This is a genomic window from Xylanibacter ruminicola 23, assembly GCF_000025925.1.
Taxonomy (GTDB): domain Bacteria; phylum Bacteroidota; class Bacteroidia; order Bacteroidales; family Bacteroidaceae; genus Prevotella; species Prevotella ruminicola.
Genome location: NC_014033.1, coordinates 2,037,276 through 2,051,247 on the forward strand (window position 1 = coordinate 2,037,276; position 13,972 = coordinate 2,051,247).

Consider the following 13,972-nt stretch of genomic DNA (forward strand, 5'->3'; position numbering starts at 1 on the left):
CTCGGCTTTCTTGCCTTGCAAGCGACCATAGGTCGAGCGGCCGCTTGGCTCGTCCAAGAATCCGTGCCTAATAAATCAAGGCAACTTTGGGTATTTCTTGAAATCAGGCTTACGTTTTTCAAGGAAAGCCTTGCCACCCTCCTGGGCCTCATCCAGGAAGTAATACAGCATAGTGCAATCGCCAGCTAACTCCTGGATACCAGCCTGACCATCCAACTCGGCATTCAAGCCAGCTTTGATCATACGCAGGGCCAATGGCGAACGTTCCATCATAATCTCAGCCCACTCTACGCACTCGTCCTCCAGGCGCTCGATAGGCACAACCTTGTTTACCATGCCCATCTCCTCGGCCTCCTTGGCAGTGTACTGACGACACAAGAACCATATCTCACGCGCCTTCTTCTGACCCACGATACGAGCCAGGTACGACGAACCAAAACCAGCATCGAATGAACCTACCTTAGGACCAGTCTGACCAAAGATAGCATTCTCTGAGGCAATCGTCAGGTCGCACACCAGGTGCAGCACGTGTCCACCACCAATGGCATAACCATTCACCATTGCAATAACAGGCTTGGGCAAGCGACGAATCTGCATCTGCACATCAAGCACGCTCAAACGGGGCACACCCTCTTCATCTACATAGCCACCACGACCCTTTACGTGCATATCGCCACCAGAGCAGAAAGCATGCTTTACATCGGCCAGGGTCTTACCCTCGGGCACCTCGCTCATAGCACCAGTCAACAATACCACACTGATATCCTGCATCTCGCGACACATAGCAAAAGCCTGACTCAACTCCCAAGTGGTCTTGGGGGTAAAGGCATTGCGATAGCGCGGACGATTAATGGTAATCTTGGCGATACCGTTATACTCCTCAAACAAAATCTCCTTAAACTCTCTTATCGTTTGCCAGTTTCTCATTTTTCAAAATTTGATAATATGTTTTTGCTACACGCTCGTCCTCATCAGCATCGGTAAATATCTCGAGCAATACAGGACGAGTAGATTTCTTATTTAATAAGTTGTCGACACACTGCTGCATCTCCTCCATATTGGTGGCCTTCATATAGCGGATGTTGTTCTGCTTACAGATGCCCTGGGCTGTGGTGTGATGCGCACCAGAAATGAAGCTATCACGAACAGGACTCTGTTCCAGACCCTTCAGCATGTTAAAGATACCACCCTTGCCATTATTCAGCACAATGATATGCAGGTTGCCATTCAGGTTCTGATTCCACAGGGCATTCTGATCGTAGAAGAAACTCAGATCGCCCAGCACGCACAGCACCTTCTCGTCGCCAGTAACAATCGAGCAGCCTGCAGCTGTAGATAGTGAGCCCTCGATACCATTCACACCACGGTTACAGAACACATAGTGCTTGGCATAGAGATTGGCAAAACGGATAGGACTACTATTACCATAATGGATATAGCGATAGATGGCCTTGCCCAGTTTATCCTCCAGATACTTGACAGCAGCCATCTGCGAATACTCGGGTTCGAACTTCATGGCACGATAGGCTGCCAGTCGGGTGGCCTGATCCCATCGGGCCTTAAAGGTAGCAGTAGAACTGATGGCCTTGAACTTGATGGCGTTCACCAGATCCTCGATCACATCGGCAGGACTACCCTCGATCACACCATACAACTGCATAGAGGTATCGTGAATGCTACCATCCTCGGTAACAGCCCAGATATGACAATCCTTCAGGCCACGCAACCACTTTTTAAAGCGCTTGCTAACTAGTGTATCGCCTAAGTAAAGCACAAAGTCGGGCTGGTAAGCGGGGTTGTCGCCCAACACATGTATCACCTCATCGAAATTGGTACCACCCTTACCTACACTCAGTGCCTCGTGTACCACCACAGCACACTGTGAGAGCATGAACAGCTCCTGAGGAATCAAGTCTTCGGTAGACATCTGACCAATAACCACCATAGGTTTCTTGGCCTCGGCAAACTGGCCTGCGCACTCCAACGATATCAAAGCCGCATTGCTACGTGGTGTAAGTAGCTGAATAACACGCTCCTGAGGAAGTTCTTCGACATTATACTCGAACAGGGGCTCTGAGATGGGCACATTGATATGTACAGGACCACAACCATGGTGGCGGGTCTCGTTCATGGCCTCGTTAACCAGGCGGTTACAGTACCAATGCAACTCATCGTTATACTCCTCGGGCAGGTTCACAGCCTTTTTCACAAAGCGCCCCAAGGCATCGGGCTGAGGTAGCGTCTGACCATCCAACTGATCGATCCACTGTGCAGGACGATCGGCTGAAATCACCACCAATGGCATGTGCTGATAATAAGCCTCGGCCACAGCTGGGGCCACATTCAGCAAAGCCGTACCACTGGTTACGCATACGGCTACGGGGCGATGAACCACCTGTGCGATACCTAAGGCATAGAATCCTGCACTACGTTCATCAGTTACAGGATAGCACTCGATATCAGGGCACTCGTTCAGGTTATGAACAATAGCCGAGTTACGACTACCAGGACAAACTACTGCGTATCTAACTCCATGCGCTACCAACAAACTTGTCAGTATGTTTACGTTCTGCTTACTGCTGTACATATAATAGCTTTTTCATTGTTTCCATTTTCGCTTCAGTTTCCAACCACTCCTGCTCTTCGACGCTGTCTTTCAACAGTCCGCCGCCAGCGTAGAGATGACACACATCGCCATCGATGTTCATACATCTTAGCGACACATAGAGATGGGTATCCTCCAGTGCAACAGGTCCCATAAACCCACTGTAATATCGACGTGGGGTATGCTCGTTCTTTACTATAAACTTAAAGGCCTCGCGCTTAGGCAGTCCACACACGGCAGGTGTAGGATGCAAGGCCTGTAACAAATCGCCAATTTTATTGTTGTCGGCCAACTTAAAGGTAAAGTCGCTACGCAGGTGTACCAGGTTAGCGGCTCGTACAGTGCGAGGACCCTCCTCACGGAAATCACCCGTAAACAGCTCCAGGCACTCGGTGATATAGGTGGCCACAATGCGCTGCTCCTGAATATTCTTGGTACTCCAGGTAAGTGTTTCGCCTTCGCCATCCAGCTGGTCGCCCTCCAGTTTCATGGTTCCTGCCAAGGCGATGGTTCGCCAATCGGCACCATGCCCATCCAGCAGGATCTCTGGGGTAGCAGTTAACCAGCACCCACTCTTCTCAGTATCCACCAGTGCGATGAACAGACGGGGGTAAAGCTGGCAGGCACGATAGAACAGGTCGATAGGTTTTACACCATTGGGCATCTGCTCATCGGCACAGCGTGCCAACACTATCTTGCGGAACTTATCTGCCTCTAACTGCGAGTGATAGTTAGCAAAGTCAACCTTATAATAATTCGACATATCGCTTGGCAACCTGTTTTTTCCATCATCAGCAGTTAGTTGCTCGTTGCTCAAAGCAATCATCTCTGTTTTTCCTTGTATCAAAACCACGGGCTGGTCGGCCTTCACCTCGAAGGGGGCCACTACAAAACCCTGTTTACCATTCAACTCTGTCAGCGAATGCAATTCCATGGGCTCACCCACCGATTGGGTAATCAGTGTGGCGTGGTCTTCATGGGGTAATCTGTAAATAGCGTATGCTGACATTATTTCTTCTGCTTAATAACATAGTTAGTAACTCGCACATTTGATATCAGATCGCCTGCCGTGTCCTTGATATCCACATTCCACACATGCAGCGTCTTTCCCTTGTGCAACATCTTTGCGAAGGCAGTTACCGTGTCGCCTTCAACCACAGCTTTCACATGACTCCCAGTAACCTCGATGCCCACACAGGCGCATCCAGGACAGAGAGCCGACGATGCCACCCCGGCCACATTCTCGGCCAGAGCCAACGAAGCGCCACCACTCAAAAAGCCGAATGGCTGGCGATTTCGCTCATCAACTTTCATTTTCGCCAAACAAGTATCAACCTCGGGAGTAGAAATAAATTCCATCCCGAGGGCTGTACTTAAATTCGGCTTTGCGTTAATAATCTCTACTATCTTCTCTACGTTCACTCTGAATTTTTTAATTCTTAAATTTTTGAATTTTTACATTTTATTTAAACAGCGAGTACTCTGGTACACTCCAGGCCAGGGCACTGGCACCAAGCACATCGCGTTCTCTATCTTCAAGTTTCGAAACAAGCATCTTAACCTTGCCTCGCAAATTGCCAAACACATGCTCCTCGAACGACTTGCACGTTGGGTCTAACAACCACTTGCCAGCATGCGAGATACCACCTGTAAGGATGATAGCCTCAGGATCCACAAGCGATGCGTAGTTGGCTAATCCCAGACCTAACATCTCACCTGTACGACGGTACACCTCGATAGCCATCTCGTCGCCCTGGTCGCAGCACTCCTTGATGGTACGTGGTGATAGCTTCTCAAGATTACGCATGATTGTAGGCGCCTCACTCTCAGCCATCAGTTCCTTGGCGGTATTGATAATACCAGCAGCACCGACATACGACTCCAAGCAGCCAGTATGACCACAACCACAAGCACGACCGTTCTTCACGACACAGGTGTGACCAAACTCACCGGCATAGCCATTATGTCCGATATGGTCGTCGCCTGCCGTGAAGAAACAGCTGCCTATACCCACACCCAGACTGAGAATAATGAAATTCTTCATACCATGGGCACAACCAAAGGTATACTCGCCAAGAGCCGATACGTGGGCATCGTTCGACAAACCTACAGCCAATCCAATGCGGTCGCGCAGCATAGCACTCAGAGGTACGATACCTTTCCAAGGCAGGTTGGCTGCGTTCTCGATACAGCCCGAAACCGAGCTGGCACTGGGCGAACTAACACCAATGGAACGAATGGTTTCGTAACCGCCATTAGCCTCAACCAGATTCACAATCTTATCGCTCAAGGCAGTCACAAAGTTGTTCACATCCGAATAGCCGCATGTAAGGAACGATTCCTCGGCAATAATATTACCGCGGATATCCACAATGGCATAGGTGGTCAGTTCATTACTGATGTCGACACCTACAACTTTCGTTTTAATCTTATACTCCTCCATAGATATAGGTCTAGTTATTATTTAAACAACGAATATTCCTTCACATCCCATGCCAGAGCGCTGGCGCCAAGCACATCACGCTCACCTTCCTTGAGAATCGACACCAGGATACGGGTCTTATTCTTGATGTTATGGAAAACGTGCTCCTCGAACGAGGCACGCATGGGTTTCAACAGCCACTTACCTGCCTGCGTCATATCGCCTGTCAGGATAATAGCCTCAGGGTTCAACACTGATGCATAGTTGGCCATACCCAATCCCAATATCTCTCCAGTCTTACGGAATACCTCGATGGCCACTTTATCACCTTTATAACAACAGTCAGCAATCGTCTTGATGCTCAGCTCCTGCTGCTCACTCAGCAATGTGGGTTCCTTACTGGCAGCAATCAGCTCTTCGGCAGTCTTAATCAAGCCCTTCTCCGAGCAATAAGCCTCCAAACAGCCTTTGTTACCACAACCACACTGCCTGCCGTTCAACTCTACACAAGTATGACCCAGTTCGCCAGCAAAGCCATTAAAGCCCAGATGGGGCTGACCGTTTGAGAAGAAACAGCTACCCAGTCCGCCATGACTGATTGAGATCACTACAAAGTCCTTCATGCCATGCGCACTTCCGTACGATTTCTCGCTGAGCGCTGTAATATGAGCATCGTTAGCCACTGCCACAGCCAGTCCTAACTGGTCTCTCAGCATTGCTCCCAGAGGTATCACACCCTTCCAAGGCAGATTGGCCGCATTCTCAATGCAACCTGTTACCGCACTGGCACTAGGCGCACTCACACCTACCGAGCGGATGGTTTCGTAACCACCGTTCTCCTCAACCAGCGCAACCACGCGCTCGCAAAGGGCCGCTACGTATTCATTAATATCAGTATAGTCGGAAGTCAGGAAATAATCCTGTGCCACAATCTCACCTCTGATATCTACCACAGCAAAAGTGGTACGATCCACACGGATATCGATTCCTACTACACGTGTTTTAATCTGGTCGATGCTCTCGTCTTTCTTCTCCATAACTATTCTCTGTTATTTAAACAACGAATATTCTCTTACTTCCCATGCCAAGGCACTGGCGCCTAACATGTCATTCGAGGACTTGTACTCCTCAGAAATCAGGAACTGGGTTTTGCCATAGGTATTATGGAACACCATTTTATCAAAGGTCTCTCTGGCAGGTTCAAACAACCATTTACCAGCCTTTGTAAGCCCGCCGGTAAAGATAAAGGCCTCAGGATCTACCAGCGATGCATAGTTGGCCAATCCATATCCCAACATCTCACCTGTTCTGCGGTACACTTCGATAGACAGTTCGTCACCCTGATCGCAAAACTCAGCAATCTGCAAGGCCTTCAGATTCTCAACGCCACGCATCAACGATGGTGTGGTTGTTTCGTCCAACAGTTCTTTGGCAGTAGCTACGATGCCTTTTTTTGCCACGTAGGCCTCTAAGCAACCTTTGTTACCACAGCTGCACTGTCTGCCGCCATTTACCACACAAGTATGACCAATCTCACCAGCAAAACCTTCGTTACCTTTATGTATCAAGCCATTCGAAAACATACAGCTACCAATGCCACTGCCCATGGTAAGTACCACAAAGTCGCGCATGCCTCTGGCCAGTCCGTAGGTATGCTCACCCAGAGCTCTTACATCTGCATTATTAGCCACAGCCACAGCGTAGCCAGTACGTTCTCTAAGCAAAGTAGCTAAGGGAATAACGCCTTTCCAAGGCAGGTTAGGTGCATTCTCAATGCTGCCTGTCATGAAGTTGGCGCTGGGCGCACTGATGCCTACCGAACGAATGCTCTCGTAGCCACCGTTGCGTTCCACCATTTCCATCACGCGCTCACTCAGCACTGATACAAATAGGTTTATATCCGGATAGTCTAATGTCGGGAAGCTGTCCATCACAACCACCTCACCCTTCACGTCAACAATTGCGTAAGAGGTGGCTTCAAGACTGATATCAATCCCGATGACCCTTTTCTTGATTGTTTCTTGTTCCATCAAAGTGTTCTCAGTTATCAGCCACAAATATATACTTTTTTTAGAGACTGAGCAAATCTTTCTCACTTTTTTTGCAAATATTTACTCGAATCTTGCATTTTTCGAGAAATTTCCGTAACTTTGCAGCCATAAAATTGAAATATTCGAATATTAAAGATGAACATTTTAGAGTTAAGCGAACAAGAAATCGGAAGGCGTCAGAGCCTTCAGGAACTGCGCTCGATGGGCATCGATCCCTATCCTGCAGCCGAGTTCCCAACAAATGCATTCAGCACAGAAATTAAGGAAAGTTTCAAGGACGATGAGGATCGTGAGGTCGTTATCGCAGGTCGTATGATGAGCCGTCGTGTCATGGGTAAGGCATCTTTTGCCGAGCTTCAGGACTCAAAGGGCCGTATCCAGGTGTACATCACTCGCGATGATATCTGCCCAGGCGAGAACAAGGACCTATATAATAATGTATTCAAGCGTTTGCTCGATATTGGCGATTTCATCGGTGTTAAGGGTAAGGTTTTCCGCACCCAGACTGGTGAGATTTCTGTACATGCCTCAGAGCTTACACTGCTTTCAAAGAGCCTTAAGCCACTGCCTATCGTGAAGTACAAGGATGGTGTGGCCTACGATAAGTTTGATGATCCCGAGTTGCGTTATCGCCAGCGTTATGTCGACCTGGTAGTTAACGAGGGCGTAAAGGATACCTTCCTGAAGCGTGCAACTATCATTCGCACCATGCGTAGCATTCTCGACAATGCTGGTTATACCGAGGTTGACACACCTATCCTGCAGAGCATCGCAGGTGGTGCATCAGCCCGTCCATTCATCACCCACTTCAATGCCCTGAATCAGGACATGTACATGCGTATTGCCACCGAGCTTTACCTGAAGCGCCTGATTGTAGGTGGTTTCGAGGGTGTTTACGAGATGGGTAAGAACTTCCGTAACGAGGGTATGGACAAGACCCACAACCCTGAGTTCACCTGCATGGAGCTCTACGTGAGCTATAAGGATCTGCTGTGGGGTATGACCTTCACCGAGAAGATGCTCGAGGAGATCTGTACAGCTGTAAACGGCAAGCCCGAGGTTGAGATTGATGGTAAGGTTATCTCATTCAAGGCCCCATTCCGTCGCCTGCCTATCCTCGATGCGATCAAGGAGAAGACAGGTTTCGATTGCGATGGCAAGACCGAGGACGAGATTCGTGCATTCTGCCTCTCTAAGGGCATGGATGTAGATGAGACCATGGGTAAGGGTAAGCTGATCGATGAGCTCTTTGGTGAGTTCTGCGAGAGCACCTTCATCCAGCCTACCTTCATCACCGATTATCCTGTTGAGATGTCACCTCTTACCAAGATGCATCGTTCTAAGCCCGGTCTCACCGAGCGTTTCGAGCTGATGGTTAATGGTAAGGAGCTGGCCAATGCTTATTCTGAACTCAACGATCCTATCGATCAGGAGGAGCGCTTTATCGAGCAGATGAAGTTAGCTGATAAGGGCGACGACGAGGCTATGATCATCGACCACGACTTCCTGCGTGCCCTCCAGTACGGTATGCCTCCTACATTCGGTATTGGTATCGGTATCGACCGTCTGGTGATGCTGATGACTGGTAAGTTTGCTATTGGCGAGGTAATGCTGTTCCCACAGATGAAGCCTGAGAAGAAGATTCCTCAGTCATCTGTAGCAGAGTGGGCCGAGATTGGTGTACCCGAGGATATCGTTCCAGTACTCCGCAAGGCTGGTTTCAACCTGATCACCAACATTAAGGACGAGAAGCCCCAGGGGCTGCAGCAGAAGATTGGTGAGATCTTCAAGAAGTACAAGCTCGAACTCCAGAAGCCTTCAGTTGATGAAGTAGCCGCCTGGATCGAAAAGGCCAACGTTTAATGTTTAATGTTTAACGTTTAATGTACTGATGTACGATTGTGGTAAGATAGCAATTATCGGAGGTGGCAGCTGGGCAACAGCTATTGCCAAGATTGTGGTAAGTCATACACACCATATAGGTTGGTATATGCGTCGCGACGACCGTATCGAGGATTTCCGTCGCATGGGGCATAACCCCGCCTACCTCACCAGTGTACACTTCAATATCGATGAGATCAACTTCGATAGCGATTTGAATCGTATTGCGCAGCAGTACGACACGCTGGTGTTTGTCACCCCTTCGCCTTACCTCAAGAGTCATCTTAAGAAGTTGAAGACGCGTATTCGCGACAAATTCATACTTACCGCTATTAAGGGTATCGTACCTGATGAAAATCTCGTATGTAGCGAGTATTTTCATCAGGTTTACGACGTACCTTACGAGAATCTCGCTTGCATCGGTGGTCCTTCTCATGCCGAGGAGGTGGCACTCGAGCGTCTCAGCTACCTCACCGTAGGTTGTGCCGACCGTGAGAAAGCCCAGGCCTTCTGCGATGTATTATCAAGCGAGTATATCAAAACCAAGACCTCTACCGATGTGGTTGGTATCGAGTATTCTTCTGTTCTGAAGAATGTGTATGCCATTGCCGCAGGTATCTGCAGCGGCCTGAAATATGGCGATAACTTCCAGTCGGTACTCATGGCCAATGCCGTGCAGGAGATGAATCGTTTCCTCACAGCTGTTTATCCTTTGGATCGCAATGCTTACGACAGCGTTTATCTGGGCGATTTGCTGGTTACGGGTTATAGCAACTTCAGTCGTAACCGCACCTTCGGTACCATGATTGGTAAGGGCTACAGCGTGAAGTCGGCCCAGATCGAGATGGAGATGATTGCCGAGGGTTACTTCGGTACCAAGTGTATGAAGGAGATCAATCGCCACTGTCACGTAAACATGCCTATCCTCGATGCCGTGTATAACATCCTATACGAACGCATCGCTCCCCAAATCGAGATTAAACTTCTTACCGATTCATTCCGCTAATAATGACAGCCAAAGAAGTTATCAACCATATGGAATCGCTGCGCAACGATGCCCAGCGACGCATCCTGATGGGCTTCTTCAAGACTGGTCCTGGCGAATATGGCGAGGGTGACGAATTCCTTGGCCTGAAGGTTCCTCAGACACGCGAGGTGGTTAAGCTTGTGGGGAAAGATTTCCCATTGAACGAAATCCCCGAACTCCTGATGTGTCGCTGGCACGAGGTACGCCTTTGTGGACTGCTGATATTAGTATCTAAGTTCGAAAAACTGGCCACCAAACGTCTTGAAAACGATAAGAAAGCCATTAGCGCTCGCGACGAGATACTCACCCTTTATCTGCAATATGCCGAACAAGCCAACAATTGGGATCTGGTAGATCTTTCTGTCCACAAAATCCTGGGTCACTGGCTCCTGTTGCCCTCCAACTTAGGCGATAAAGATTACAAACTCAAGGTTCTCGACTCCTTGGCCCAAAGCCCCTGCCTGTGGAAACAGCGCATGAGTATGGTCTGTTCATGGAAAACATCACAGATGGGCGATCCCACTTGGTGCCTGCGCTATGCCGAAATCCATCTGCATCACCCTCACGACCTGATGCACAAGGCCGTAGGTTGGATGCTACGCGAAATGGGTAAACGTGTTAGCGAAGAACTCTTACGCGATTTCCTCCGCCAACACGCCCACGAAATGCCCCGCACCATGCTCCGCTACGCCATCGAGAAACTCCCCGCCCCCGAGCGCCAGTATTGGATGGGCATTAAATAAGTTCACACAATCTTCAAGAAAGCCTCAACCTGATTCTTTAGTGCTACTTTCTGTTCATCGCTAAGAATCATACGTCCTTCAGTCCAGGCCTCAACATTCAGAGCGATGCCTGTCTGAGGCTCCATCACATCGGCCTTCAGAAAAGTAAGCAATTCCGTTAGTTTCTCACGACATTTGGCTGTAGCCATCTTGCCGCCTGCACCACTCAGCGCCACCTTTTTGCCATTAATAACAGTAGGTGTTTCATAATCGTTAGCTACCACTGGACGCGACAACCAGTCAAACAGGTTCTTTACATGACCAGGATAACTGAAGTTATACTCGGGCGTAAACACCCAGATGCCATCTGCCTCTTTCACCGTAGCACGCAGTCGACCTACAGCCTCAGGCTCAGGAAACTCAATATCCTGATTAATCAGCGGTACATTTGTATAGTCCAAATAAGTAACTTTGGCGCGTAAGCCAATCATCTGCTCAGCCTCGCGGGCTAACTGTCGGTTAAAGGAGCCTTCCCTCAGCGATCCTACGATAAAAAGAATTCTTTTCATAACCATAAGTTTTTAGTTATTCACGTTGCGAAAAATGAAAATCATTGATATACCAACCACCCTCTAATGAATTCCGTTGCATATGAATCCACTGATGAAGAGACATATCTACATGACCATTTGGCTTAAAGTGGATACCCTCTTCTTCTAGTAGAGGGCGTTGGCGACTCCAGTCTGGGGCGGTGCGACCAGATTTGTTCACTACACGATGACAAGGTAGATTCTCGGCACCTGGCGTGTAGCGCAACGTTCTACCTACCATACGCGAATGACTGGGCCAACCTGCCAGGGTGGCGATATCACCATAGGTGGTTACACAGCCACGAGGTATCTGGGCCACGATGTTGAGCACAGCATCGCGAAAGGCACGCGCCTGTTCGGGCGACATCTTATCAGGATAATCCTTCATTCTGAACTGTAAGTAGGATGTTCTGTTTAGCTGTGGTGGGTTGCATAGCCATGTCGAGGGGTAATCCCGGAGGATTGATGCAGGCAACACGGGCAAAGCCGGCATCGAGAAGTTGCTGCTCGTCAGCGATGCGACCGGCTATGAGCATAACAGGCACATGATGTTTCTGAGCACGCTGCAGAATGCCATAAGGCAACTTACCCATCAGCGTTTGTCTATCGGCTGAGCCCTCACCAGTAATCACCAGGTTGGCATCCTTCAGGAGTTCGTCGAAATGGATGGCATCCAACAGAAGGTCGATTCCAGAGCGACAATCAGCTTGCATATACTGCATAAAAGCATAACCCAAACCACCTGCAGCACCTGCGCCTGGCATATCCTGACAGTCGCGCCCCAAGTGCTTGGCCGATGCCTCAGCAAAGCGTTTGGCCCGGGCATCGAGGGCAAGAACATCATCAGGCGAAGCACCCTTCTGTGGCGCAAACACATGGGCAGCGCCATTTAAGCCACAAAGGGGGTTGGTAACATCGGTGGCGATGGTGAAACGCACATCATCTAACTGACGCACATCGTCCCAAGTCTTTCCTTCGGCAAACGCATCGATGATGGCACGCAGCATGCCTATACCACAATCGCTGGTAGCACTGCCACCAAGACCCACGATGATATGTTTGCAGCCTTGACGCACGGCATCGACCACCAACTGACCAGTGCCATAGCTTGTAGCTACCATGGGATTACGTTCCTCGGGCTTCACTAGCGTTAGGCCGCTGGCTTTGGCAATTTCAATCACAGCCATATCGCCCTGCATCAGATACTGTGCTACAATGGGACGCATCAGCGGGGCCTTCACATGCACCTGCACAATATCGCCACCCATAGCCGCTTGGAAAGACTCCATAAATCCCTCGCCACCATCGCTCACAGGCACCTGCACCACCTTGGCATCAGGCATCCTGCTAAGAATACCCTCGCTGGCTGCCTGATTAGCCTCAACAGACGTGAGACAGCCCTTGAACGAGTCGATGGCAACGATGATTATATGCATTTACAATAAGCTATCGGCCAACTGCTGCAGCAGGGCCTCGTCGGTAGATTTCATGCGTGAGCGGATGGTTACCATGGGCTCTACGATCTCACAGTCCTTCAGGGCCTCAATCATGGTGCGCATGGTCTTGCCGGCCGTAGGAGCCCAACTACCATTCTCAATAATACCAAACTTACGCTTCTGATAGTTCTTGATTTGCAGATGATACAGGAAGTCGTGCATCACGGGGAACACGCCTGCATCGTAGCTCGAAGCAGCCACCACCACTGTAGGATAGCGGAAAGCATCCTCGATAACCTCAGCCATATCCGAACGACTCAGATCGCTTACAACTACCTTTGGCGCACCCTTTTCGCGCAGTATCTCTCCTAAACGCTCTGCAGCAGCGGCAGTACCACCATGAATACTGGCGTAGGCAATCAGTATACCCTCGCTCTCTGGTTCGTACTTGCTCCAGATATCATATAGGCGCACAGCCTCAGCCAGAGCCTCACCCTTGAGCACAGGACCATGCAGCGGACAGATTGTCTGGATATCTAGGGCTGCCGCCTTCTTCAGCACACTCTGCACCTGCGAGCCATACTTACCACATATATTAAAATAATAGCGACGCGCCTCGCAGGCCCAGTCGTTGGGATCATCGTTCACCAATGCACCAAATTTACCAAAGCCATCGGCACTGAACAGCACCTTGTCGGTGGTGTCGTAACTCATGATTACCTCCGGCCAATGAATCATGGCAGCCCCAATAAACTGCAACGTGTGCTTACCCAACGCGAGTGTATCGCCCTCCTTAACAGTAACCACACGACCTGTAAAATCTACGCCCTCGAAGAAGTTCGACAGCATTTTTACAGCCTGCGCACTGCACACCAGCTGCACACCGGGATACGTCTCCAGCATCCAAGCGATAAGTGCCGAGTGATCAGGCTCCATGTGGTGAACCACCAGATAATCAGGCTGACGACCATTCAAGGCAGCCGTCAGGTTGGCTTTCCATTCCTCGCCCTTACGACGATCGGCAGTATCCAGCACAGCTATCTTCTCATCATCGATGAGATACGAGTTATAACTCATGCCCGCGGGCACCACATACTGACTCTCAAACAAATCGATGTCGAGATCATCCACACCGATATACTTAATTGTATCGTTCATTGTATTCATAGTTCTACGTTTAATCACATTCTGGCGACAAAGATAGTATAATTTTGTGGAAAGGCCAAACTTTTCGCACA

14 protein-coding genes are annotated in these 13,972 nt (G+C 49.4%); 3 read left to right on the forward strand and 11 right to left on the reverse strand.

Annotated features, from left to right (window positions below; genetic code table 11):
• Positions 1 to 75: 75 nt before the first annotated feature.
• From menB to PRU_RS08740, 7 genes are read right to left on the reverse strand one after another with little or no spacing between them, the layout of a single operon-like run.
• Positions 76 to 927: a 1,4-dihydroxy-2-naphthoyl-CoA synthase gene (gene menB / locus PRU_RS08710; RefSeq protein WP_013065251.1), complete on the reverse strand. Its 852-nt coding sequence runs from the start codon at positions 925 to 927 to the stop codon at positions 76 to 78.
• Positions 896 to 2,587, reverse strand: coding sequence for a 2-succinyl-5-enolpyruvyl-6-hydroxy-3-cyclohexene-1-carboxylic-acid synthase (menD, locus tag PRU_RS08715; protein WP_013063213.1), 1,692 nt, complete (start codon positions 2,585 to 2,587; stop codon positions 896 to 898). The genes menB and menD overlap by 32 nt, the downstream gene beginning before the upstream one ends.
• Positions 2,574 to 3,614, reverse strand: a complete 1,041-nt coding sequence (locus PRU_RS08720; protein WP_013063991.1) for an isochorismate synthase — start codon at positions 3,612 to 3,614, stop codon at positions 2,574 to 2,576. The genes menD and PRU_RS08720 overlap by 14 nt, the downstream gene beginning before the upstream one ends.
• Positions 3,614 to 4,027, reverse strand: a complete 414-nt coding sequence (locus PRU_RS08725) for a PaaI family thioesterase (protein WP_013064861.1) — start codon at positions 4,025 to 4,027, stop codon at positions 3,614 to 3,616. The genes PRU_RS08720 and PRU_RS08725 overlap by 1 nt, the downstream gene beginning before the upstream one ends.
• A gap of 40 nt (positions 4,028 to 4,067) precedes the next feature.
• Positions 4,068 to 5,048: an ROK family protein gene (locus tag PRU_RS08730; protein ID WP_013063241.1), complete on the reverse strand. Its 981-nt coding sequence runs from the start codon at positions 5,046 to 5,048 to the stop codon at positions 4,068 to 4,070.
• A gap of 17 nt (positions 5,049 to 5,065) precedes the next feature.
• Positions 5,066 to 6,064: an ROK family protein gene (locus PRU_RS08735; protein ID WP_013064085.1), complete on the reverse strand. Its 999-nt coding sequence runs from the start codon at positions 6,062 to 6,064 to the stop codon at positions 5,066 to 5,068.
• Between the two features lie 12 nt (positions 6,065 to 6,076).
• Positions 6,077 to 7,057, reverse strand: coding sequence for an ROK family protein (locus PRU_RS08740; protein ID WP_013063637.1), 981 nt, complete (start codon positions 7,055 to 7,057; stop codon positions 6,077 to 6,079).
• Positions 7,058 to 7,213: 156 nt separating this feature from the next.
• Between PRU_RS08740 and lysS the strand changes: the two genes are divergently transcribed.
• The 3 genes from lysS to PRU_RS08755 are packed head-to-tail and all read left to right on the forward strand — an operon-like array spanning position 7,214 to position 10,729.
• Positions 7,214 to 8,941, forward strand: a complete 1,728-nt coding sequence (gene lysS / locus PRU_RS08745; protein ID WP_013065558.1) for a lysine--tRNA ligase — start codon at positions 7,214 to 7,216, stop codon at positions 8,939 to 8,941.
• Positions 8,942 to 8,969: 28 nt separating this feature from the next.
• Complete coding sequence (locus tag PRU_RS08750) at positions 8,970 to 9,965, forward strand: NAD(P)H-dependent glycerol-3-phosphate dehydrogenase (protein ID WP_013064950.1); 996 nt, start codon at positions 8,970 to 8,972, stop codon at positions 9,963 to 9,965.
• Between the two features lie 2 nt (positions 9,966 to 9,967).
• A complete protein-coding gene (locus tag PRU_RS08755; protein ID WP_041385998.1) occupies positions 9,968 to 10,729 on the forward strand; it encodes a DNA alkylation repair protein in 762 nt (253 codons plus the stop codon).
• Between the two features lie 2 nt (positions 10,730 to 10,731).
• On the opposite strand, the gene PRU_RS08760 is transcribed toward PRU_RS08755, so the two are convergent.
• Genes PRU_RS08760 through PRU_RS08775 form a run of 4 tightly spaced genes read right to left on the reverse strand, consistent with a single transcriptional unit; the run spans position 10,732 to position 13,892 of the window.
• The gene (locus PRU_RS08760; RefSeq protein ID WP_013063018.1) at positions 10,732 to 11,277 is read right to left on the reverse strand and encodes an NADPH-dependent FMN reductase; all 546 of its coding nucleotides are present in this window, start codon (positions 11,275 to 11,277) and stop codon (positions 10,732 to 10,734) included.
• A gap of 16 nt (positions 11,278 to 11,293) precedes the next feature.
• Positions 11,294 to 11,686 carry an MGMT family protein gene (locus tag PRU_RS08765; RefSeq protein ID WP_013063794.1) on the reverse strand — a complete coding sequence of 131 codons (393 nt, stop codon included), beginning with the start codon at positions 11,684 to 11,686 and terminating at the stop codon, positions 11,294 to 11,296.
• Complete coding sequence (locus PRU_RS08770) at positions 11,670 to 12,734, reverse strand: glycerate kinase family protein (RefSeq protein WP_013064697.1); 1,065 nt, start codon at positions 12,732 to 12,734, stop codon at positions 11,670 to 11,672. The genes PRU_RS08765 and PRU_RS08770 overlap by 17 nt, the downstream gene beginning before the upstream one ends.
• A complete protein-coding gene (locus PRU_RS08775) occupies positions 12,735 to 13,892 on the reverse strand; it encodes an FprA family A-type flavoprotein (protein WP_041386000.1) in 1,158 nt (385 codons plus the stop codon).
• Positions 13,893 to 13,972: the final 80 nt, after the last annotated feature.